This window comes from Labilibaculum filiforme (genome assembly GCF_002843315.1).
Classification (GTDB): Bacteria; Bacteroidota; Bacteroidia; order Bacteroidales; family Marinifilaceae; genus Labilibaculum; species Labilibaculum filiforme.
Genome location: NZ_MVDD01000002.1, coordinates 37,185 through 59,660, shown reverse-complemented (window position 1 = coordinate 59,660; position 22,476 = coordinate 37,185). Strand labels below are relative to the sequence as shown.

Here is a 22,476-nt window from a genome sequence, read left to right as displayed (position 1 = left end):
ATCTTATTTAAAATGTCTGTATTTATTGTTTTGTCTGTACTTTGCACGAACCTGTTCTGTTCGTGTGAAGGGTTTTTTTATCAAAAATACAGACAATCGATTGCACTATTCAATTGCATTTAATTTCTTTGTAAAGTGCTAAAAGATAAGAATGGCACATTTTTAATAAAATAGTAACCATCTAAAAATAGTTATCATGAGCGTAAAATACGACGAAAGATATGCAACTCATCCTGCAGATGCTAAACATTATGACACAGCCAGATTAAGAGATGAGTACTTGGTTGAAAAACTAATGGAAGAAGGAACAATTAACCTGAGCTATTCTCAGTACGATAGATTTCTGGTTGGTGGAGTTGTTCCAACAAAAGAAGCTTTGGTATTGGAGGCTATTGATCCATTAAAAGCAGATTACTTTTTAGAAAGAAGAGAATTAGGAGTTGTAAATGTTGGTGGAAAAGGAAGCGTGAGTGTGGATGGTGTAGTCTACGAGTTAGCATACAAAGAGGCTCTTTACGTTGGAAAAGGAAATAAAGAAATCATCTTTTCAAGTGATGATGCAAAAGCTCCTGCTCACTTTTACCTGAATTCTGCACCTGCACATGAGGTATTTCCAAATGTAAAAGTTGGTCGTAAAGATGCAATTGTTGTTGAATTAGGTGAGGCGGTAAATTCAAATCGAAGAACCTTAAATAAGCTGATTGTTTCGGATACTATTAAAACGAATCAGTTGCAAATGGGAATGACTGAATTGCATCCAGGATCGGTTTGGAACACAATGCCAGCTCATACGCATAGCCGAAGAATGGAAGCTTATTTCTATATCGAAGTGCCAAAAGGACAGGCTGTTTGTCATTTTATGGGAGATCCTAAAGAGACTCGTCACATTTGGATGGGCAACGAAGAGGCAGTTTTTTCTCCAACATGGTCAATTCATTCAGCAGCAGGAACGAGTAATTATACTTTTATCTGGGGCATGGCTGGTGAAAACTTGAACTATGGCGACATGGATGTATGTCAACCAGATGAGATGCGTTAGTAAAATTGAATGGTTGTAGTTGAATGTAAATTTTTTTAATGATAATTTTAGATCTAATGTAAATTAGAGGGGAAGGTTGCCTTGATAGCTGGTGCTATTTACAGATTAGAATTGGTTATAGCAATTTCTTTGGTTGAAGCTGTTGCACACTTAGTTGACTTTTTGGGAATGGGTATTTTATTGAAATCACAAGAGAAAATTCGATTGGGAGATGCTCCAATTTTACCAGAAAGTATAATTAAAGGAGATCGTTGGAATCAGCCAGTTGGACAAACAACTTTTATCACTCAAAAGATTCAAAATAATCAGTCGGCAACGCATTATTTTTTTACTGCTTGGGAAAAAGAAAATCTGAAATGGGCTCAGCAAGAAAACTTTGAGAACATGATGAAAACTCAGGCAGAGGAATTGAGTTCTCCTGTTAAAGTTACAATAAAATAGTATTCGTGAATCGATTTGGAAGATTGTGCACAATTTTACTCTAAGAGTTCCAGACACTGAATTAGATGATATTTCAACCGTTTTTAAAATTGAATTAAATCAGTAGTCTAAATTGCTTAAGTAGATTATTGATGCAAGTTATAAAGCCTGTAAGTCTTTCGATTTACAGGCTTCTTTTATGCAAGCTTGGATGTAATATGATAATTAGTACCGATTTAATTTCAAAATAGACTTTTATTAAATGTCTCCAATTGGAGGGAGACTTCAGGATCAGTCTTTTTTTAAAGACTCATTTTAAATACAACTAAATCGCCTTTTTCGCTTAATCTTGTAGCGCTAATTGCTACAAAATTTTCATCCATAGCAGTTAAACCGTTTAGTTTAATTCCTTGTGGTAAACTAAATTCTTTTTCTGATTTTAAATTTCCTGTTTCATCAAGGTGTACTACCTTAATTTTGTTGTTAAATGTTCCTGCAATAACAAAACTATTATCCGGTAAAGTTATAATTTGCTCTACATTTCCATTTCCAGAAATACCAATAGGAGATTCCCAAATTTTTTCCCCGTTTATAGTATATGCACTTGCAAAACCTCCTGTAGGATTTAAACCAGCAAAAACCAGTTTATTGTTTCCATTAATACCAACAGCGCTTGATTTTACATCTTGATCCAACAAAATATCCCATTCTAAATAACCTGCCTGGTTAATAGCAAATATCCAATTGCCAGCAGCCACATAAGTAATACCTGAGGCATCACCTGCTAAATTATAAAGCTTGCCCTTGCTTGAGTAAGCACGAGACCACAACATTTTACCATTCGCATTGAGCTTTACTAAACGAGGTGTAAAAGTGGAATCACTTGTGTTTTTGCTATAGCCTGCAATTAAAATTTTATTGTCGGGATAAACTACAAAATCAAGTACTTCATCCATATCAATTCTTTGATTAAATATATTTTTACCATTGGCATCAAGCTTATAAAGCCACGCTTGTCCTGGCACACTATCAACAATGGCATCAGTAATACCGGCAACAAAAATTTCGTTCTGAGAATTGATGCTAACTTTATTTACGATATCATCAAAACGGTTTCCTAATAGCTGATTCCAAATCATTTTTCCACTAGCATCTAAACCTAAAAGCCAAGAGTCATACATCTCTCCCTCTGCTTTACGCGATGTTGTGGCCACCACAAGCTCTCCATTTGGGCGTTTAGCAATTCCACCACCAAAATCGTTAAGCTGCTGATTATCGAATCCTTTTACAAATTGGTAATTTTCCATCGGAAAATCCGTAAGGATCTCTTCTCCTAAAACACTAGCTTTTAAATTAAAAATATCGATGTAAGGCTTCCCTTCGGGGCATGCAGCTATAAATTGATTATAAGCCTCTATGCTGTTTACACTTTTAGCTCTTTCAAAAAGTAATTTCTGTTTTAAAGCTCTAGCTTCCGACATTTTTGATGAATTAGGAAAATCTACCATAAAACGCTCAATAGCTTCAAGTGTCTGTTTATTGGATGCTTCTTTAAAAGCCATTACTTCCATTAATTTCTTAATTTCTTCAACTTGAGAGGCCTCAGGATAATTTTCAGCGAAATTTCGGTAACTACTTAATGTTCCCTCACTTATAGTAATTTTATAGGCTAACTTATTACGCATTTTTTTTGCCATATCAGCTTGAGCGGCTTCGGGATAATCCTGTAAGAATTGATTGAATGAAGCAACAGTATTTTTATTCTCGGCTTCCCTAAATAGGATGTAATTCAAAATATGTGAAACATTGGTATAGTATTTAGAATCAGGAAATTCTTTTAAAAACCGCTTGGCATAATCTGTATTATTTTCCTCTCGCACATATTTAATCAACTTATCTTCCACTTGTTGGAGCTGCCAGTCCATGTTTTTAATGATAGTTCTATTTCTACGATTTCTATCTTGTTTAGCAAATAATTCATTTAAAACATCCTTATCGTCTGCAGAAAACTGAGATTGTGCTTCATAAGCTTTCTGAAAGTATCCCAAAGCTTTAAAATAATCTTTGTCAGAATATTTATCATAGGAGTAAACAATAGCTAATCCTAAATTAGCCATTGCTGATTCAGGTTCTTCTAATAAAACTTGATCGAAATCTTCTATGGCTTTGCCAAATTCTTTATCAATATCAGCCTTTGCACTTGCCTCCAAGCCTTTGAATAAATAATTATTATATATTTTTTTAGGCTTCTGTGCTAAACTAATAAACGATAGTAGTAGGAAAATGATTAGTATATTTATTTTTCTTGAATTCATAAGTAAGAGTTTATTTTTTGAGTACTAAAAATTCCACACGACGATTTTTTGATCGTCCAACTTCTGTTTTATTGGTATCTAAAAACTTAGATTCTCCATGCCCAACACCTTTAATTATTTGAGAATTAATTCCTTTGCTAACCAAATACGTAACCACCGACTCTGCTCGTTGCTGACTTAAGTTTTGATTTAAGTCATCAGAACCCACATCATCAGTGTGCCCGCTAATCTCAATCAAACTAACTGTTCCTTCTTTTAAAAAATCGACTACTTTATTTAGCTCTTCAAACGAAGTTGGCAGAAGCGTACTTTTAGCAGTTTCAAAGAAAATATTGTTTAAAATAAGAGCGCCTCCCTCTTCAATATTTCTTAATCCCTCGGTAAGAGCATCTTTAGGCAGTAGAGGCTCTTTAAAAACAATAGTACCTTCCGAGTGGCAATTATTTTGATCACTTACATGGTAAGTATATGTACCTGCTTTTAAATTTTGAATCTTTTGTACATTTTTTGTTCCGTTACTCCAATCGATAGTATAAGGAGGTTCTCCTCCTGATATCGCTAAACTAATGCTTCCGTCATTTATTATTTTATTAATTTGACCCGTAATAGGATTTAGACCTCCTGTGTAAGAAGAATCAATAACCACAGTTGCTAAATCTTTAGGAACGGATGCACACGTATTACAATCATCTAGCGGATGAATCTCAAAATTGTCGAAAAAGTAGTAAGCATATGTCTTGCCTTTTTTATTCTTGGTATCACGACCGGTAACTACATAGTTCGTATTATCATAGTTATTAAAGTTACCCACTACAAAGAATTCCTCACCGCCTTTCGCTGTATATACCTGACAGAACTGAATCCATTCTTCTGTATTGTCTAAAAACAAACCTTCTTTGTTCGTTAAATGCGCCTCTAGGTTTAAAAATGTTTTATTCCCATTTGCCAATTCTGAATTTGAAAAATGCACACTCAGCTGATCAACAGCAAATTTACTTCCTGATGCTAATTTGTACCAAAATGAAACACAATATTTTTGACCTGCATCCATAGAGTAAATTAAGGTACCTTGAATGTATTCTCTAAAATCGCGATTACTTCCACTTAAAATAGCTCCCACATAACCTTCCCCAGATTTAGCCTTGCTGTATCCTGCAAAATTATCTGGCACTTTTACTTCACCAGAGCCACACTCATTGAAATAATCGGGAGTAGTAGCTGTTGGATAGGTCCAGTTAGGAACTAATTTATGGGTATTGTCCATAAAAGTGTAACTTTCAGGACATTTTTCATACACTTCAAAATCCGGGTTAAGTACCATATTCTGAACTTGAGCATAGGATCCAAACCATGTGAAAATAAAAGTCAATATTAGGAGATGTTTTGGGTAGAGTTTTCTCATTATAAAATGGAATTATGTTTGTATTGCCTAAAAATAAATAAATATATTGAATCGGGACTATGGGTAATGATCTATTTTTGGGATCTTTTAGACTGGAAAGTATTGGATTTGGAAGCTTTTTAGATGGAGTAATTGCAGAGATATTGTATAGCTGTAGATTCGCCGGCAGCTTTTGCCGGTTAAATGTCTTGTATTTAAGTTGGTTAGTCTCTTTGGAATAGTGGTATTTGGTAATGATTTTTTAGGTAGTAAATATTGCGAAAACTCTGTATTTTTGCTTCAAATTAAGAATTATGAATTTAAAAAATAAAGAACTCATTATATTCGATTTTGATGGAACGCTTATCAATAGTATTCCCGATTTAGCTCTGGCAGTAAATAAAATGTTGCAGCATTATCATTTAGTGCCATTATCGGTTCATCAAGTTACCGCATTTATTGGAAATGGTGCTAAAACTTTAGTAAGTAGATCTCTAGAGTGTTCCATGCAAAATCAAAAAGTATCGAAAGCCTTATTGGATGAAGCTTTTAAAATTTACCTGCTGGCTTATCAAGAGGTTATTTGTGAAGAAACCTATACTTATCCAGGTGTTATAGAAACACTAAACAATTTGGATAAAAAAGGCTATAAAATGGTGATATGTACGAATAAACCTTACGATTTTATTGAACCCATTTTGGATAAATTAGTCATTAAGCAATTTTTTAAATGTTGGGTTGGTGAAGACTCATTATTGACAAAAAAGCCGGATGCAGCTCCGCTTTTCCACTTAGCTAAAGTAATGAATACCAGTATAGAGAAATGTATAATGGTTGGTGATTCAAAAAATGATATTCTTGCCGCTCAAAATGCAGGTATGGAAAATATTGGTGTAAGTTACGGATACAATTACAATGAAAATATTGCAGATTATAAGCCTACGCTAATAGTAGATAATTTTGCAGATCTACAAAAACTATTTTAAAATGGGCAAAATTTACAATGTCGGGATTATAGGAGGGGGAGTTTCAGGTGCTGTTATAGCTTTACAATTGGCTAAAAATAATATAGATTCTATTTTGTTCGAAAAAGAGACGAGTCTTGTTAATGGTCCTCCATTTTGTCATTTGCATGCAGGGGGGAATTTATATCCCGATATATCTGATGAGCAATGCAAACTACTTATGAAACAATCAATAGATATGGCGCGATTATTTCCGCAATCTATTGATAAAAGGCCAACGTTTATTAGCATTCCTAAATCAGAAAAATACGAAATAGAAAAAATGGAGAGTCGTCTCGAAATGTTAGTCGATTACTACCAAAAATTGGTGGATGAAGATCCATCCAATGAAATTTTGGGTGCTCCAAATAACTATTATAAAATATATACCAAAGAAGATTTAATTGCTTTATCAGATAAGCCAAGCGTAAAACGTCCAAGTTCAGCTGATGAATGGATGTCCAATACAATGAAGTTTATTGATCACGAAAAGTTAAAATCACCTGTAATTATCGTTCAAGAATACGGTTGGAATCTTTTTCGATTTGGAGCTCAAGCTCAATTGGCTTTAAATAAAACAGAGAAGTGCAGTCTAAAAACAAATACTATGGTTACGAATATAAAGGATGTTCGGAATCAAAAGTTAGACTACAATTGGGAAATATGTACTCGTGATGGAGTTTATAAAGTGAATTATTTGGTGAATTCATGTGGGTTTAAGACAGGAACGCTCGATGAAAGCTTGCATTTGAATGTGGAACGATTGATCGAATTTAAAGCCGCTTATGTTTCTAAATGGAAACCCATTTCAGGTTTAATTCCAGAGCTTATTTTTCATGGCGAACGCGATACACCTCATGGAATGGCACAATTGACTCCCTATTGCGACGATTTTTATCAAATTCATGGAATGACAAAGGACATTACCTTGTTCGAAAATGGATTGATACAATCGGAATTCAATAAGGCACAACCCGAATTTAATGAGGGAATTCAGCAAAAATTACAAGGCGCTTGGGCTGAAGGTGAAATTAAAACCAGAACTGAAAATGCGATTGATTTTGTTGCTAAATTTGTTCCTTCGTTTAAATCTGCTGTTCTGGGAGGACCGCCTTTGTTCGGAGCACAGCAAATACCTGGTAAGGATCCAAATTTAAGAGTTGGTGAAGTTAGTTTTCCCAGTAAATCGTATGCGCGAAGTGAAATAGTTAAGGCTTCTTCTGCTTTAACTGTAGCCAATCAAATCATCAATAAAATTCAGGAAGAAAAAATTATTCCTACTATTTGTTCACAATCAGCGCAATACCTGTTGTTAGATGCAATTTCGAAAAATGAAATTGACCAATTGGCTGGTGAGTTAGCCGTTCAACGTGGTTACCCAGAGGCACTTTCTCGACTGCTTATAGAGAGAAATTGATGCTATTTCTCCTTACAGACGCGATTTGTCGCGTCTGTACATGATGAGAATTCTGTACAAACGTCCTATTGGGGCGTCTAAAAAATTCACCCATTTAGGAAATTCCCCGTTCAAATCAATACGATTCCAATTAGAATTTATTGGGGCGATTATACCTCCGAGAACATACCGATTGATAAAGACAGTCGTATTGCTCTGGTAACAAAAATTTTGATCAATCTGGATGAATTGGCAACACTTTCCCGAAGAGTTATCAATAGTCTAAACGGCTCTTTTTTCAAAGGAGAAGATCAACGACAGGTCACCCTATGAACGAAAGGCTTCCGTTATTCCCAGAAGATGTAGTTTTATTGGTTCTACTAATGAAATGGAGTTCCTTATGGATGAAACAGGATCTGTGTTTCGAGATTGAAAAAATGGCTTGGGAATATTCACTAAAATGATTCGCTTTACGATCTGTATGGATCCTTATCTAGATAATAAGCTAGCTTAAAACAGCAGTGTCATTGTTCAATGATTGGATTTCATACTCTTTGTTGGCTGATTTTACTTGTGAAATTGGGGATTTTCTCTAAAGCAATTGTTTTCTATCTGGATAATCAGGTTATCTAGATATGAAACCGGTATAAGTCCTGTTTAAAACCCCTTTGAAATATATTTCTTTATCCCATTCTTGTTCTCTGACACTTAATTTTTAGAGGAAATTGTTGATTTGAACCTACTAGTTACATTCCATTGCTTAATTTTATATCCAGTAACTAGATATATAGATAATCACTCCCTTTCATAATCGTTTTTGAATGATTGTTTTTATACTCATTAAATGAGATGTTAAATAATTACACGTACTTTAGTGAACTGAATTAAAAGATTCAAAAATGAACCGTATAAAAGAGGTTTTAGAAAAAAAAGGAATAAAACAGACTTGGCTAGCTGAAAAACTAGGCAAGAGTTACAATATGGTAAATTCTTATGCTCAAAACAGAAGGCAACCAAGTTTGGAAACCTTATTTGAGATTGCAAGAATCTTAAATGTAGACGTTAAATCATTGATACAAGAAAATTAATGACCAAAAAACAACAAATGGATATTGTAAAAGAAGCAGACATAGAATATGGATTTGTAGGAAAATTACAAGACTTAAAATACACCTATCGTAAAGACATAAGAGATAGAAATGCTTTAGAGTTAAATTTCAGACAAAAGTTTGAAGCATTGAATAGAGTGAAACTAAGCGATGCTGAATTTGAAAAACTATTATCGGAGATTATAAACCCAGATGTATTTAAAGCTTCTAACCTCTTAAGAAAAAGGAACACATTTATAAGGGAAGATGATACGCCATTACACTACACATTAGTAAATATAAAAAACTGGTGTAAAAATGAGTTTGAGGTAATCAATCAGCTACGTATGAATACCGAAAATAGCAATCATAGATATGATGTTATTTTATTAATCAACGGAGTGCCTGTTGTACAAATAGAGCTAAAAACTTTAGAGGTTAGTCCTAATCGTGCAATGCAACAAATTGTAGACTATAAAAATGATGTAGGAAACGGATATACCAATTCGTTGATGTGCTTTATGCAGTTGTTCATCGTTAGCAATCAATCAAGAACCTTTTACTTCTCGAATAATAACAACAAGCATTTTGCTTTTAATGCCGACGAGCAGTTTTTACCTGTATATACCTTAGCCAAAGAAGATAATTCTAAAATTGAGAATTTATACGAATTCACCGAGAAGTTTTTAGCCAAATGTACCTTAGGCGAAATGATTAGTCGCTATATGGTGTTGGTCGAAACCGAGCAAAAGATATTGGTCATGCGTCCCTATCAAATATATGCAGTAAAGGCAATAGTCGACTGTATAGAACAAGATAGAGGAAACGGATATATCTGGCACACTACAGGAAGCGGTAAAACATTAACTTCTTTTAAGGCTTCTACACTGTTAAAGGATAATGATGATATTGAAAAATGTTTATTTGTTGTAGACAGAAAAGACTTGGATAGACAGACAAGAGAAGAGTTTAATAAATTTCAGGAAGGCAGTGTGGAAGAAAATACCAATACAGAAACATTGGTAAAAAGAATGCTATCTACCGATTATGCCGACAAGGTAATTGTAACCACCATTCAAAAATTAGGCTTAGCCCTTAATCAGAATAGCAAGCGCAACGTAAAACAAAAAGAAGACAATAAACCAAGCTATTACGATAGATTAGAACCTTTAAAAGATAAGCGTGTTGTATTCATTTTTGATGAGTGTCACCGTTCACAGTTTGGAGATAATCACGATGCTATCAAAGAGTTTTTTCCAAAAGCACAACTATTCGGTTTTACGGGAACACCTATTTTCGAAGAAAATGCAACGTATCGGACTGTTGAAGGTACACAAGCTTCTTACAAAACAACAAAGGATGTTTTTCAAAAAGAATTACACGCCTATACCATTACCAATGCGATAGAAGATAAAAATGTACTGCGTTTTCATATCGATTATTTTAGTATCAAAGGAAAACCAGACCCAAATAGTTTGAGTCATAAAATGGCGATTATTGATACCATTTTAAAAAAGCACGACAATGCAACGCATTACAGAAGGTTCAACGGTGTTCTGGCAACTTCTTCTATTGCTGATGCTATAGAGTACTATCATTTATTCAAGCAAAATCAAAGAGAATTTGCAGCAGTTAATGAAGACTACAAACCGTTAAATATAGCCTGTGTATTCTCTCCTCCTGCCGAGGGTAACAGTGATGTAAAACAACTACAAGAAGATCTACCTCAAGAAAAGGCGGATAACTTGGTAGAACCGAACAAAAAGAAAGAAGCATTAACTGCCATTATTACTGACTACAACAAGCAATACGGAACAAACCATAGTATAAATGAATTCGATTTATATTATCAAGATGTTCAGCAACGCATAAAAGATCAAAAATATACCAATGCTGACTATCCGCACAAAAATAAAATTGATGTGATGATAGTGGTAGATATGTTATTAACAGGCTTCGATTCTAAATACTTAAACACTTTATACGTTGATAAAAACCTGAAGTATCACGGTTTAATACAAGCCTACTCACGTACCAATCGCGTCATAAACGACACCAAACCCTATGGTAACATTTTAGTGTTTCGCGAACAGGAAGATGACGTAAATAAAGCAATGATTCGTTTCTCGGGTGCTAAAATAGAGAAAGCAAAAGAAATTTGGTTGGTAGATCCAGCTCCTATAGTAATTGCTAAATACGAAAAGGCGGTTCAGAATTTAAACCAATTTATGGAGTCGAATGGTCTGGACTGTTCTCCTTCTGAGGTGAGTAATCTAAAAGGCGATGAAGCAAGAGCTGGTTTTATAAATGCGTTTAAAGAAGTGCAACGCTATAAAACACAATTAGACCAATATACAGACTTGGAAGAAACACAAACCGAAATCATTGAAGACTTATTACCTACTGATGATTTACGTTCCTTTAAATCGGTGTATATCGATACGGCAAAACGTTTACAAGCAGAGCAAGGTAAAAAGGGAGATAAAGCGCCTGACGATGTACAACAACTCGATTTTGAATTTGTACTCTTTGCTTCTGCGGTCATCGATTACGATTATATTATTGGTTTAATTGCTAAATACACGCAAGACAAACCATCTAAACATAAAATGACACGCGAAGAGCTCATCAACCTATTAAGCTCCAGTGCCAATTTAATAGACGAACGTGAAGACATTATTGCCTACATAAATACTTTAGAAGTGGGCAATGGTTTAGATGAAGGCGAAATACGCAAAGGCTACCAAAAATTTAAGGAAGTTAAAGCGGATAAAGAAATTCAAGAAATTGCAGATAATCATGGTATCACTACTGAAAGCTTAAACGCTTTTATTGATGAAATACTAAACCGACTAATTTTTGATGGTGAAAAGCTCACCGATTTATTAGAACCCTTAGACTTAGGTTGGAAAGACCGTAGCCTAAAAGAAAAAGCCTTAATGGAAGAATTAATACCATTACTTAACAAACTAGCCCAAGGGCGCGAAATAGCAGGACTCAATGCTTACGAATAGTCAATTACGAATTACGAATGCTCAATTACGAATTTTTAATGCTCTCGAATTCGATGGATTAAACAATGAATTATGGCAAAAACAAAACAAATAAATGTTAAAGAAGTTGCTGTTCGTACTATAAATGTAAATGGTGAAGATTTTATCAGTATTACCGATATTGCCAAACAAAAAAATCCTATAGAACCGAAAGATGTGGTTAAAAATTGGATGCGACTAAAAAATACCTTAGAATATTTAGGACTTTGGGAGCATTTAAATAACGCATCTTTTAAAGGGGTCGAATTCGACCCCCTTTTAAATGATTCTGGAAGTAATGCATTTACAATGAGTCCATCTCGATGGGTTGAACTGACGGGAGCTATTGGGATTATTACGAAAAATGGACGAGGCGGAGGCACTTACGCTCAAAAAGATATTGCTTTCAAATTTGCCTCTTGGGTTTCTGTTGAATTTGAATTGTATCTGGTAAAAGAGTTTCAACGCCTTAAAGAAGAGGAGCAAAAACAATTGGGATGGTCGGCTAAACGTGAGTTGGCAAAAATAAATTACCATATTCATACCGATGCCATTAAACACAACTTAATTCCCGATGAATTAACCGCCAAGCAAACATCTATCATATATGCTAGCGAAGCAGATGTGCTTAATATGGCACTATTTGGAACAACTGCCAAACAATGGCGCGATGCAAATGCAGACCTAAAAGGAAACAGACGAGATTACGCCTCTATTAATGAATTAATTTGCCTATCGAACTTGGAGAACCTCAATGCTGTTTTTATTGATGAACAAATGCCACAACAAGAACGATTGATAAAATTAAACCACATAGCTATTCAGCAAATGAAAGTATTACAAGAAGTGGAAAATAAAAAATTGCTAAAGTAAATGAATAAAGAAAATAATAATTTGGGCGTGACCCAAGGGTCGGGCTATCCGCTATATCTTTTTTGTGAAAATACAAAAAAGGATGCCGCTGCTATCCCTCACGCAAAAAAATTACACACCAATGAGTAAGGATATACGAAAACCTGCCCCGAATGAAACCAAAGGATTAGTTCCTGAATTGCGTTTCCCTGAGTTTGTGGAGGATGGGGAATGGATTGATTCAACTATTGAAGAAATTAGTTCAATATCTTCAGGTGGTACACCTAGTCGTTCAAAACCTCAATACTGGAATGGTGAGATACCTTGGGTTTCGACCACTTTAATTAATTACAATAAAATTAGAACAGCAAATGAGTTTATAACAGAATTGGGGCTAAAGAACTCTTCTACTAAAATGTTCCCTAAAGGAACAATTTTAATGGCAATGTATGGACAAGGAAAAACTAGAGGGAAAGTTGCTGTTTTGGATATTAAAGCAGCAATAAATCAAGCTTGTGCTGCAATTTCGTTGAAAAAAGGAATGAATATCGAATTCGTTTTTCAAAACTTATCAGCTCGTTATGAGGAGATAAGAAAAATAAGCAATGAAGGTGGTCAAAAGAATTTAAGTTCTACATTAATAAAAAAAATTCCTTTTATATATCCTAGAATTGAAAGTGAAGAACAACAAAAAATAGCCAATTGTCTATCCTCATTAGACCATCTAATAACAGCAGAAACAGATAAACTAGACCAACTAAAAAACCACAAAAAAGGCTTATTACAACAATTATTCCCTGCTAATGGAGAAACCAAACCATTAGTTCGTTTCCCTGAGTTTGTGGGTGATGGGGAGTGGGAGGAGAAAGAACTAAGCGTCGCATTAGACGGTAAGAGTTCTCAAATTGCCAAAAATAAATTAGAAATAGTTGATGATGGGTTTCCTATTTACGGAGCTGATGGATTAATTGGATGTATTAATTCGTTTACTCAAAAGGAGGATTATATTGCAATAGTTAAGGATGGTTCTGGTGTTGGAAATCTCTTTTATTACGAAGGGAAATCATCTTTACTTGGTACATTAACTTATTTGATTTCAAAAAATGAAAAAAATTATAAAATTAAGTGGCTATACTATTTATTACATACTGTAAGTTTTAATCCATTTGTAAAAGGTTCTGGTATTCCTCATATTTATTACAAAGATTATTCTAAACTTTTGGTTTTAATTCCTAAAGACCCAGAAGAACAACAAAAAATAACCAATTGCTTATCTAGTGCCGATGATTTAATTACAGCACAAACCACAAAAATTGAAGCTTTAAAAACCCATAAAAAAGGTTTAATGCAACAATTGTTTCCTAATATAAATGAGTTAGCGATATGAGTACTGAAAGAAAGCTCTTTAAATATAAAACTCTAAATAACTTGGTAGTTCGTTTTAGAGATGACCTAAAAGCCAATGATTTTATTTTACTCTACGCTTTTAATGGTACTGGTAAAACCAGAACCTCTATGGCTTTTAAAGAAAAAGGAAAAGCAGATACCCCACCTAGAGATACACTTTACTTCAATGCATTTACAGAAGATTTATTTGTTTGGGATAATGATTTAGAAAACGATACAGAACGTGTTTTACAAATAAAATCGGAATCTAATTTTTTTAATGGATTTAAGGAGTTAGCCTTAGAAGAAAAAATATTTGCATACTTAGAACGCTATTCTACGTTTGATTTTAAAATAGATTATGAAACTTGGAAAATAAGTTTTAAAAAGCAGGTAAGAAATAAAAAATACAATGCTAAAAATCCCAATAATACTGAACCAGAATTTGTTATAAAAGACAACATTAAAATATCAAGAGGAGAAGAAAATATATTTATATGGTGTATTTTCTTAGCTATTTGCGAGTTGGTTTTAGATGCTTCAGAAGCATACAATTGGGTGAAATATATTTATATAGATGACCCTATCTCATCTCTAGATGATAACAATGCAATTGCCATTGCAAGTGATTTATCCAAATTATTAAAAACAGGAGTAACTAAGGAAATTGAAGAAGGTGGAGAGAAAAGAATTGTAGAAAGAAGTGAAGACGATAAAATAAAAACGGTGGTTTCATCACATCATAGTCTGTTCTTTAATGTAATGTGCAATGAGTTAAAAAGATTCAATCATAACCGATATTTTTTACATCAGAATGGATTAGATGGTCATACTTTACAAAAAACAGATGACACGCCATTTTTTCATCACGTAGCCATTTTAAGTGAATTAAGTCAAGTTGCAATAACTGACGATATAAATACTTACCATTTCAATTTATTGCGTAGCATATTAGAAAAAACAGCTACCTTTTTTGGCTTAGATGATTTTGCAAAATGTATTTATGGTATTGATAAAGATGATGTTTTATACGAGCGTGCTTTGAATTTACTAAGTCACGGTAAGTACTCGATATACGAACCTGTAGAAATGGGTGATGACAATAAAGATTTATTTAAACGAATACTAAAAGCTTTTCTGGATGAATATAGATTTAATTTACCAGAACTGTTAAAAAAATAAAGTCAACTTATGACAGAAAACGAAAAACAAGAACTATTAGGAAAAGCCCTTTGGGATATAGCCAACGAATTACGAGGAGCAATGAATGCAGACGATTTAATAGAAGCACAAACGACAAAAATAGAAGCCTTAAAAACCCATAAAAAAGGCCTAATGCAACAACTGTTTCCGCAATCAATTACGAATTAAAAATTACGAATGACGAGATGAAAAGAAACAACAACTTTCTACTTTATACAAACGAAGCAGGCGAAGTAAAAGTAGATGTATTACTAAAAGACGAAACTATTTGGTTAAGCATAAACCAAATGGCCGACTTATTTGGTATAGATAAAAGTGGTATTTCTAGACATATAAAAAATATATTTGAAACTGGAGAATTGCAAGAAGAAGTGGTTGTTGCAAAAATTGCAACAACCACTCAGCACGGTGCAATGTTAGATAAAACACAAACAAAACCGGTAATGTATTTTAATTTAGATATGATTATCTCAGTGGGTTACCGTGTAAATTCTATTAGAGGCACGCACTTTAGAATATGGGCAACTAAACAACTTACAGACTTAATAAGAAAAGGCTTTGTTTTAGATAATCAAAAACTCAAAAATCCAGACAATCCTTTTGGTAAAGATTATTTTGATGAATTACTAGAGCAAATAAGAGACATTCGTTCCAGCGAAAAACGTTTTTATCGCAAAATAACAGATATTTATGCCTTAGCCGTTGATTATTCGCCTAAAGAAGAAGAAACACAAGCCTTTTTTAAAGCAGTGCAAAACAAACTTATTTTTGCATCTACAGGAAATACCGCAGCCGAAATAATAGCAAAAAGAAGCGATGTTACTAAAGATAATATGGGACTTACTACCTTTAACGGCAGTAAAATAAGAAAACAAGATGTTACTGTTTCTAAAAACTATTTAAATAAAACAGAGCTAGATACTTTAAATAGAATTGTAACGATGTATCTAGATTATGCCGAATTTCAAGCTAAAAATCACAATCAAATGTTTATGAAAGATTGGCGAGAAAAACTAGATGCTTTTTTGCAGTTTAACAACCAAGAAATATTGCAAAATGCTGGTAATATATCTAAAAAAATAGCCGATAAACTAGCAGAAGATAACTACAATAAATTTCATCAAAACAGATTAAAAATAGAAAGCCAAAAACCAGGCGATATTGATGAAGCTATTAGTCAATTGCAAATTGCAAATCAAAAATTACGAGATGAAGAATAATATCATACAAGGTGAATCAATTATGAATTTTCAATTACCAATAAATGAAAAAGGAAAACGTAATACAGAAGAAATCATTTGCTTTTGCCGTAAGGATTGTAAATTTATATAAGCACTAAACCACAGAAAAGAAAGAGTTTGTGCTTTCGAAACAATTATTAAGAAGTGGTACTTCTGTTGGTGCAAATGTAGAAGAGTCTATTGGTGGACAATCAGAAAAAGATTTCTTATCAAAATTAAGTATTGCCTGCAAAGAAGCAGAGAATCAAAATATTGGTTAAAACTATTGCAAGCCACAGATTATTTTTCAGCAGAACAAGCCGAAAGTCTTTTAATTGATGCAGAAGAAATCTGTAAAATAATTGGAAGCATACAAGTAAGCATAAAAAATAAAATTCGTAATTGAATAAACCATGACAGCAAAAGAAAAACAAGAAAAATTAGGAAAAGCACTTTGGGATATAGCCAACCATTTAAGAGGAGCAATGAATGCAGACGATTTTCGTGATTATATGCTTTCATTCCTATTTTTACGCTACCTATCAGACAATTACGTAGAGTCAGTAAAAAAAGAGTTAGGTTCCGATTATCCCAAATTAGAAAAAGAGGACAAGCGTACACCGCTTTCAGTTTGGTATGAGGCTAATCCAAACGATATAGAGCCATTCGAAAAGCAAATGCGTAGAAAAGTGCATTATGTAATCGAGCCAAAATATTTATGGGCTAGCATTTCAGAATTAGCACGTACACAAAATGAGGATTTATTACGCGACCTTCAAAAAGGATTCAAGTATATAGAAAACGAATCCTTCGAAAGTTCTTTTAAAGGCTTATTTTCCGAAATCAATCTGGATTCTGAAAAATTGGGTAAAACATACACCGACAGAAATGAAAAGCTGTGTACAATCATCCAAAAAATATCAGAAGGTATTGCAGATTTCTCAACAGATAGCGATACTCTTGGCGATGCTTACGAGTATTTAATTGGTGAGTTCGCGGCAGGTTCGGGTAAAAAAGCAGGCGAGTTTTATACGCCACAACAATTATCTACCATATTATCAGAAATTGTAACCCTCGACAGTCAAAATCCCAAAGCAGGTAAAAAGAAAAAGCTAAATAAGGTACTCGATTTTGCTTGTGGTTCGGGTTCTTTACTATTAAATGTAAAAGACAAAATAGAAAAACAAGAAGGTGGTGGAACGATAAGTAGAATATACGGTCAAGAAAAAAACATAACAACCTACAACTTGGCTCGTATGAATATGCTGCTTCACGGCGTAAAAGACTCAGAATTTGAAATATTTCACGGTGACACCTTAAAAAATGAATGGGACATTTTAAATGAAATGAACCCAGCCAAAAAAGTAACTTTTGATGCTGTAGTAGCCAATCCACCATTCAGTTTACGTTGGGATGCCTCCGAAGCAATGGGTGAAAATTTCCGTTATAAAAATTACGGCTTAGCTCCAAAATCAGCAGCAGACTTTGCTTTTCTATTACACGGTTTCCACTTTTTAAGCGATGAAGGTACAATGGCGATTATTCTACCTCACGGCGTGTTATTTAGAGGTGGAGCAGAGCAACGCATCAGAGAAAAGCTTTTAAAAGATGGTAATATAGATACCGTAATAGGCTTGCCTTCTAATTTATTCTTTTCTACAGGTATTCCTGTTTGTATTTTAGTATTGAAAAAATGCAAGAAGGATGATGATGTACTCTTCATAAATGCTAGTGAGCATTATAAAAAAGAAAAACGTCAAAACATCTTACGCGATGGTAAAGTAGATGGAGAGTTGAAAGAAGGAGAACCAAATGATATTCAAGAAATCATAGACACCTATCAAAACCGTCCTGAAAATATAGAGCGTTATGCACGCAGAGTATCTATGAAAGAGATTGAAGATAACGACTACAACCTCAATATCTCACGATACGTAAGCACAGCAATAGCAGAGAAGAAGATCGACTTGGAGGTAGTTCATCAAAATTTAACTAACATAGAAAAATCAGCAACCAAAGCCCGTGATGAACACAATAAATACTTGAAGGATTTAGGACTGAAAACAATTTAAATGTTGGAATAAGCCAACAAAATAATTTAGACTCTTACAGGAGTACAACTCAACCGAGCAACATTAATGTTGCTCGGAAAGTTGCAGGGTGATTTTAAACATATTGATACATGCCTTGAATCTTACTCATCTCGTTTGAAATGAGCTTTTCGCTGGCTCTCGCATAGTTTTCTGTCATTCTTGTGTTAGTATGTCCCATCATCTTCGAAATCGCCTTACTATTTAGATTATTACCCAAAGTAACCATTGTTGCAAACGTATGTCGAGCTGAATGAGTGCTTAGGTTCTTATTGATACCACAGAGGTCTGCGATTTCTTTTAAATAAGCATTCATTTTTTGATTGCTAGGTACGGGCAGTAGCTTTTGCTGAATCTTACAAATAGGATCATCTTTGTACTTAGCAAGAATTGCTTTAGGAACATCATAAAGTGGAATTTCGAATTCGATTTTAGTTTTTTGCCTTTTGCTTTTAATCCATTGATTCCCATCTATGCCCTTTACAATGTGTTCTTGGCAAAGAGATTTTACATCAGTAAATGCTAATCCTGTAAAGCAACAAAACAGATAGAGATCTTTAATGATTTCAAGACGTTTGATTTTGAAATTTTCCGGCATTAATTTTTTCATCCGTAAAATGAATGGATCGATTGTTTTATTTTATTGCATTTTTGCATGGCGGAGAAAGAGGGATTATGCCTCGCGTTGCTCGTTATAAACACGTTACGAACCTCAAATGGGTTCTCATCCCTTTCTATTATTTTGAAATTTGCGCATAAAAAAAGAGAGTCTCAAATGAATGAAACTCTCTTTAGTTGCGGAGAGAGAGGGATTCGAACCCCCGGTACGTTGCCGCACAATAGTTTTCAAGACTACCGCATTCGACCACTCTGCCATCTCTCCAAAAAAAAGTGAGCGGGAAACGAGACTCAAACTCGCGACCCTCAGCTTGGAAGGCTGATGCTCTATCAACTGAGCTATTCCCGCATACAAGAAACACTTTTGTTTCTTGGGTAATTGAAGTGGGGAGAGCAGGATTCGAACCTACGAAGACGAAGTCAGCAGAGTTACAGTCTGCCCCAGTTGGCCACTTTGGTATCTCCCCAAATAATAATTTCAAAAAAAAGTGAGCGGGAAACGAGACTCAAACTCGCGACCCTCAGCTTGGAAGGCTGATGCTCTATCAACTGAGCTATTCCCGCATGCAAGAAACACGTTTGTTTCTTTAGCAAGTTTTAAAGTGGGGAGAGCAGGATTCGAACCTACGAAGACGAAGTCAGCAGAGTTACAGTCTGCCCCAGTTGGCCACTTTGGTATCTCCCCAAATGCAATGTGTTTAAAGAACTTTGTTTCTTGATTGCGGATGCAAATATAGGAGCTTTACTACAAAATACAAGGGCTGCCCGAGTTTTTTTTTCAAAAAAAATGAAATATTTATGTAAGTGTTTGATTTCCTAAGGAATATTTTTTCAATATCATTTGAATAGAATTTTTAACTAGTGCGTTTTTTAGAAATAGTTGGGATTTGGTTGCAATTAAAAAATAGAATAGGTACCAATTTCTTGTGCATAAATTTAGTTGGTAAAATAGCGAGCGGGACACAATTAACCGAAGCTGTTATTTGTGTTTTTAAAGAGCGAAAATGTACATATAGAAATCAAGGTGGAAGTTTGTTCCTTTAATTAGCGATAAGGCTTCTATCGTTCTAAAATGGTAGTTTTAATTCATATTCGTTTCAACAAAGCAAAAAAAAACGGAGACTATAAATTAGCCTCCGTTTTTATATTTTCAGTTTTGTATTACTTAATCATCGATTTTGCTCTTGTAATGTATTTTTCAACGTCACGAGCTTCGGCTGACTTAGCAAAGTCTTGCTCGATAGTTTCGTAAGCTACAAGTGCTTTATTATAATCGCCTAGTATTTCGTAAGCAAGTCCGGCTTTTTGTAAATAAATAGGAGTTGTAAAATCATTTGTATTAAAAGAACTGGCATCCATATAACTGGAAGCAGCTTTTTTAGTTTCTCCTAGTTCCATGTAAGCATCACCAATAGCGGCTTTTGCAAGTGCACTAAGAAGAAAGTCATCCGAACTAAATTTTTCTAAATAATCAACTGCATCTTCGAATTTACCCATTCTTAAATAAGATACACCAGCATAATATTTTGAAATGTTTCCTGCAGGAGTTGAACTATATTCGTCAACAATATCCAAAAATCCAGGATAATTCTCATCTCCGTTTAATGCAAGATTAAAGGAATCTTTTTCAAAATATCTTTGAGCTTGAAATAACTGGTTTTGAGCACGCTCATTTAAAGGAGCTCTATAGTATTTTTGATAAGCAAAAATCCCAACTGCTAAAACAATTATTACTAATGCAATAGTGGAAAGTTTTTTCTGATTCTTCTCAATATATTGTTCGGTTTTGCTTAATGCTTCTTCTAAATTCTCAAAATTATCTTCAGCTTCCTGATTGTTTTTATTTTTTGACATGCTCAAATATTATTTAGTTTTATTTTTTCTAACGCAAATGTAATTTTTTTTACGAAATATTAGACATTTTTTCAGTAAAAAATGTAGATGCGAATTTAGATTATTATAGAACTAAATAATTAAAACCAAATTGATTTAATTTAGTAATTTTGCCCCAGACACCTAATCTATTCATTCATGCATCTCGAAAAGTTATCCCTCTTAAATTATAAAAACATACTTGATTTAGAAGTGAATTTCACACCTAAAATCAATTGTTTTATAGGAAATAACGGAATGGGCAAAACTAATTTATTAGATGCGGTTTATTATTTAAGTTTCTGTAAGTCTTATTTTTCGGTTAGCGATCAGCAAAATATTAATCACGAGGAACAATTTATGGTGCTGGAAGGTACTTATAAGCGTAAAGAGTTGAGCGAATTGGTATATTGTGGTGTAAAACGCGGACAGAAGAAAAACTTTAAACGGAATAAGAAGGAATATAAAAAACTATCCGAACATATTGGTTTACTGCCAATTGTAATGGTTTCGCCAGCGGATGCCAGCTTAATAACTGATGGAAGTGAGGAGCGTCGTAGGTATATGGATAGTGTGATTTCGCAATATGATCGCAAGTACCTGGAAGATTTAATTCGGTACAACCGGGTTTTGCAACAAAGAAATAAATTGCTGAAAGATTTTGGCGCAGGTACTAAATTTGATGAAGATACTTTAAGTATTTGGGATGAGCAGATGATTGTTTTGGGTACTTCCATTTATGAAAAGAGAAAAGATTTTTTGAATAAATTAATGCCTGTTTTTCAGGATTACTATCAGACTATTTCGTTAGGGAATGAAAGGGTGAATTTGGATTATAAGTCTTTATTACATGAAAATTCGTTGCGCGATTTACTGGTAAATGCTCGTTGGAAAGATCAGGTATCTCAATATACTACAGTAGGTATTCATAAAGATGATTTGGAATTAACTTTAGGGACCTATCCAATAAAAAAGATGGGTTCTCAGGGACAGCAAAAGACCTATTTGATTGCTTTAAAATTAGCACAATTCGATTTTATCAAGCAAATTGCGGGTTTTAATCCTATTCTTTTGCTGGATGATATTTTTGATAAGCTGGATTCGCAAAGGGTGGAACAGATTGTGAAATTGGTTTCTGAAGATCGTTTCGGACAAATTTTTATATCCGATACGAATCGGGATCATTTAAAGGAAATACTTTCGGGAATGGGACAGGAGTACCAATTATTTGTTATTGATAAGGGAGCCATTGTAAGCGAAATAAAATGAGAAGAAGCCAAACTCAAAAAATAGATGAATTAATCCGACAGGTGCTTAAGGAAAGTAATCTGGATGGACGCTTGAAAGAGTACGAGTTGGTTAATTCGTGGGAAAAAGTGATTGGTAAAACGGTTGCCAATGCTACTACTGATATTTATATTCGGAACCGCAAACTATTTGTGAAAGTGCGATCATCGGTTATTCGAAATGAATTGTTAATGATTCGGGAAGGTTTAATGCGCGCCTTAAACAGAGAGGTGCAGGCAAATATTATCGACGAGATTATTGTTCGCTAAAAGA

19 protein-coding genes, 5 tRNA genes and 2 pseudogenes are annotated in these 22,476 nt (G+C 34.1%); 17 read left to right on the top strand and 9 right to left on the bottom strand.

The annotated features are described in order from the left end of the window. The first annotated feature begins 196 nt into the window (after window positions 1-196). Window positions 197-1,039, top strand: a complete 843-nt coding sequence (kduI, locus tag BZG02_RS02940; protein WP_101259916.1) for a 5-dehydro-4-deoxy-D-glucuronate isomerase — start codon at window positions 197-199, stop codon at window positions 1,037-1,039. A gap of 111 nt (window positions 1,040-1,150) precedes the next feature. Continuing rightward, on the top strand, window positions 1,151-1,480 hold the full coding sequence (locus BZG02_RS02935) for a DUF4861 family protein (protein WP_143470408.1): 330 nt from the start codon (window positions 1,151-1,153) through the stop codon (window positions 1,478-1,480). 281 nt (window positions 1,481-1,761) lie between these two features. Here the strand turns inward: BZG02_RS02935 and BZG02_RS02930 are convergent, their stop codons facing one another. Beyond that, complete coding sequence (locus BZG02_RS02930; protein WP_101259914.1) at window positions 1,762-3,774, bottom strand: PQQ-binding-like beta-propeller repeat protein; 2,013 nt, start codon at window positions 3,772-3,774, stop codon at window positions 1,762-1,764. A gap of 10 nt (window positions 3,775-3,784) precedes the next feature. Continuing rightward, window positions 3,785-5,176 carry an OmpA family protein gene (locus BZG02_RS02925; RefSeq protein WP_101259913.1) on the bottom strand — a complete coding sequence of 464 codons (1,392 nt, stop codon included), beginning with the start codon at window positions 5,174-5,176 and terminating at the stop codon, window positions 3,785-3,787. A 293-nt stretch (window positions 5,177-5,469) separates the two neighbouring features. Here BZG02_RS02925 and BZG02_RS02920 point away from each other — a divergent pair, with 293 nt between their 5' ends. The 13 genes and pseudogenes from BZG02_RS02920 (at window position 5,470) to BZG02_RS02865 (ending at window position 18,408) form a co-directional block, all read left to right on the top strand. Beyond that, entirely contained in the window at window positions 5,470-6,141 is a 672-nt protein-coding gene (locus BZG02_RS02920) for a phosphoglycolate phosphatase (protein WP_101259912.1), read from the top strand. Window position 6,142: 1 nt separating this feature from the next. Further along, window positions 6,143-7,576 carry an FAD-dependent oxidoreductase gene (locus tag BZG02_RS02915; protein WP_101259911.1) on the top strand — a complete coding sequence of 478 codons (1,434 nt, stop codon included), beginning with the start codon at window positions 6,143-6,145 and terminating at the stop codon, window positions 7,574-7,576. 286 nt (window positions 7,577-7,862) lie between these two features. Continuing rightward, window positions 7,863-7,988 (top strand): annotated as a pseudogene (locus BZG02_RS21265) (VapE domain-containing protein); the annotation flags it as partial. 466 nt (window positions 7,989-8,454) lie between these two features. Then, complete coding sequence (locus BZG02_RS02905) at window positions 8,455-8,643, top strand: helix-turn-helix transcriptional regulator (RefSeq protein ID WP_101259910.1); 189 nt, start codon at window positions 8,455-8,457, stop codon at window positions 8,641-8,643. Between the two features lie 17 nt (window positions 8,644-8,660). Next, on the top strand, window positions 8,661-11,657 hold the full coding sequence (locus tag BZG02_RS02900) for a type I restriction endonuclease subunit R (protein ID WP_101260285.1): 2,997 nt from the start codon (window positions 8,661-8,663) through the stop codon (window positions 11,655-11,657). Between the two features lie 72 nt (window positions 11,658-11,729). Beyond that, a complete protein-coding gene (locus BZG02_RS02895) occupies window positions 11,730-12,548 on the top strand; it encodes a KilA-N domain-containing protein (protein ID WP_101259909.1) in 819 nt (272 codons plus the stop codon). After that, complete coding sequence (locus BZG02_RS21185) at window positions 12,549-12,677, top strand: hypothetical protein (protein ID WP_281253632.1); 129 nt, start codon at window positions 12,549-12,551, stop codon at window positions 12,675-12,677. It begins immediately after the preceding gene. Continuing rightward, window positions 12,670-13,914: a restriction endonuclease subunit S gene (locus BZG02_RS20680; protein WP_218972129.1), complete on the top strand. Its 1,245-nt coding sequence runs from the start codon at window positions 12,670-12,672 to the stop codon at window positions 13,912-13,914. The genes BZG02_RS21185 and BZG02_RS20680 overlap by 8 nt, the downstream gene beginning before the upstream one ends. After that, a complete protein-coding gene (locus BZG02_RS02885) occupies window positions 13,911-15,095 on the top strand; it encodes an ATP-binding protein (protein WP_101259908.1) in 1,185 nt (394 codons plus the stop codon). The genes BZG02_RS20680 and BZG02_RS02885 overlap by 4 nt, the downstream gene beginning before the upstream one ends. A 9-nt stretch (window positions 15,096-15,104) precedes the next feature. Continuing rightward, window positions 15,105-15,284, top strand: a complete 180-nt coding sequence (locus tag BZG02_RS02880; RefSeq protein WP_101259907.1) for a hypothetical protein — start codon at window positions 15,105-15,107, stop codon at window positions 15,282-15,284. 17 nt (window positions 15,285-15,301) lie between these two features. Next, window positions 15,302-16,336 carry a virulence RhuM family protein gene (locus BZG02_RS02875; protein ID WP_101259906.1) on the top strand — a complete coding sequence of 345 codons (1,035 nt, stop codon included), beginning with the start codon at window positions 15,302-15,304 and terminating at the stop codon, window positions 16,334-16,336. Between the two features lie 137 nt (window positions 16,337-16,473). Next, a pseudogene (locus BZG02_RS21260) lies at window positions 16,474-16,742 on the top strand (four helix bundle protein); the annotation flags it as partial. A 7-nt stretch (window positions 16,743-16,749) separates the two neighbouring features. Further along, window positions 16,750-18,408 carry a type I restriction-modification system subunit M gene (locus tag BZG02_RS02865; protein WP_101259905.1) on the top strand — a complete coding sequence of 553 codons (1,659 nt, stop codon included), beginning with the start codon at window positions 16,750-16,752 and terminating at the stop codon, window positions 18,406-18,408. Window positions 18,409-18,502: 94 nt separating this feature from the next. Here BZG02_RS02865 and BZG02_RS02860 read toward each other — a convergent pair whose 3' ends face one another. The 7 genes from BZG02_RS02860 to BZG02_RS02830 all read right to left on the bottom strand — a co-directional run bounded on the left by BZG02_RS02860 (window position 18,503) and on the right by BZG02_RS02830 (window position 20,898). Then, the gene (locus BZG02_RS02860; RefSeq protein ID WP_101259904.1) at window positions 18,503-19,036 is read right to left on the bottom strand and encodes a site-specific integrase; all 534 of its coding nucleotides are present in this window, start codon (window positions 19,034-19,036) and stop codon (window positions 18,503-18,505) included. 188 nt (window positions 19,037-19,224) lie between these two features. After that, window positions 19,225-19,309 (bottom strand) — tRNA-Ser (locus tag BZG02_RS02855). Between the two features lie 11 nt (window positions 19,310-19,320). Beyond that, a tRNA-Gly gene (locus BZG02_RS02850) sits at window positions 19,321-19,393 on the bottom strand. 36 nt (window positions 19,394-19,429) lie between these two features. Continuing rightward, a tRNA-Tyr gene (locus tag BZG02_RS02845) sits at window positions 19,430-19,511 on the bottom strand. Window positions 19,512-19,535: 24 nt separating this feature from the next. Continuing rightward, window positions 19,536-19,608: transfer RNA gene (locus tag BZG02_RS02840), tRNA-Gly, on the bottom strand. A 39-nt stretch (window positions 19,609-19,647) separates the two neighbouring features. Continuing rightward, window positions 19,648-19,729, bottom strand: a tRNA-Tyr gene (locus tag BZG02_RS02835). 476 nt (window positions 19,730-20,205) lie between these two features. After that, the gene (locus BZG02_RS02830) at window positions 20,206-20,898 is read right to left on the bottom strand and encodes a tetratricopeptide repeat protein (protein ID WP_101259903.1); all 693 of its coding nucleotides are present in this window, start codon (window positions 20,896-20,898) and stop codon (window positions 20,206-20,208) included. A gap of 177 nt (window positions 20,899-21,075) precedes the next feature. Between BZG02_RS02830 and recF the strand changes: the two genes are divergently transcribed. Both recF and BZG02_RS02820 read left to right on the top strand, forming a co-directional pair. Continuing rightward, window positions 21,076-22,185, top strand: a complete 1,110-nt coding sequence (gene recF, locus BZG02_RS02825) for a DNA replication/repair protein RecF (RefSeq protein ID WP_101259902.1) — start codon at window positions 21,076-21,078, stop codon at window positions 22,183-22,185. Next, window positions 22,182-22,472, top strand: coding sequence for a DciA family protein (locus tag BZG02_RS02820; RefSeq protein WP_101259901.1), 291 nt, complete (start codon window positions 22,182-22,184; stop codon window positions 22,470-22,472). Before recF ends, BZG02_RS02820 begins: the two co-directional genes overlap by 4 nt. Window positions 22,473-22,476: the final 4 nt, after the last annotated feature.

Excerpts from the sequence above, each read along its gene's own strand:
- kduI (WP_101259916.1), top strand. The coding sequence starts at position 197 with ATGAGCGTAAAATACGACGAAAGATATGCAACTCATCCTGCAGATGCT.
- BZG02_RS02930 (WP_101259914.1), bottom strand. The coding sequence starts at position 3,774 with ATGAATTCAAGAAAAATAAATATACTAATCATTTTCCTACTACTATCG.
- BZG02_RS02925 (WP_101259913.1), bottom strand. The coding sequence starts at position 5,176 with ATGAGAAAACTCTACCCAAAACATCTCCTAATATTGACTTTTATTTTC.
- BZG02_RS02920 (WP_101259912.1), top strand. The coding sequence starts at position 5,470 with ATGAATTTAAAAAATAAAGAACTCATTATATTCGATTTTGATGGAACG.
- BZG02_RS02915 (WP_101259911.1), top strand. The coding sequence starts at position 6,143 with ATGGGCAAAATTTACAATGTCGGGATTATAGGAGGGGGAGTTTCAGGT.
- BZG02_RS02905 (WP_101259910.1), top strand. The coding sequence starts at position 8,455 with ATGAACCGTATAAAAGAGGTTTTAGAAAAAAAAGGAATAAAACAGACT.
- BZG02_RS02900 (WP_101260285.1), top strand. The coding sequence starts at position 8,661 with ATGGATATTGTAAAAGAAGCAGACATAGAATATGGATTTGTAGGAAAA.
- BZG02_RS02895 (WP_101259909.1), top strand. The coding sequence starts at position 11,730 with ATGGCAAAAACAAAACAAATAAATGTTAAAGAAGTTGCTGTTCGTACT.
- BZG02_RS21185 (WP_281253632.1), top strand. The coding sequence starts at position 12,549 with ATGAATAAAGAAAATAATAATTTGGGCGTGACCCAAGGGTCGGGCTAT.
- BZG02_RS20680 (WP_218972129.1), top strand. The coding sequence starts at position 12,670 with ATGAGTAAGGATATACGAAAACCTGCCCCGAATGAAACCAAAGGATTA.
- BZG02_RS02885 (WP_101259908.1), top strand. The coding sequence starts at position 13,911 with ATGAGTACTGAAAGAAAGCTCTTTAAATATAAAACTCTAAATAACTTG.
- BZG02_RS02880 (WP_101259907.1), top strand. The coding sequence starts at position 15,105 with ATGACAGAAAACGAAAAACAAGAACTATTAGGAAAAGCCCTTTGGGAT.
- BZG02_RS02875 (WP_101259906.1), top strand. The coding sequence starts at position 15,302 with ATGAAAAGAAACAACAACTTTCTACTTTATACAAACGAAGCAGGCGAA.
- BZG02_RS02865 (WP_101259905.1), top strand. The coding sequence starts at position 16,750 with ATGACAGCAAAAGAAAAACAAGAAAAATTAGGAAAAGCACTTTGGGAT.
- BZG02_RS02860 (WP_101259904.1), bottom strand. The coding sequence starts at position 19,036 with ATGAAAAAATTAATGCCGGAAAATTTCAAAATCAAACGTCTTGAAATC.
- BZG02_RS02830 (WP_101259903.1), bottom strand. The coding sequence starts at position 20,898 with ATGTCAAAAAATAAAAACAATCAGGAAGCTGAAGATAATTTTGAGAAT.
- recF (WP_101259902.1), top strand. The coding sequence starts at position 21,076 with ATGCATCTCGAAAAGTTATCCCTCTTAAATTATAAAAACATACTTGAT.
- BZG02_RS02820 (WP_101259901.1), top strand. The coding sequence starts at position 22,182 with ATGAGAAGAAGCCAAACTCAAAAAATAGATGAATTAATCCGACAGGTG.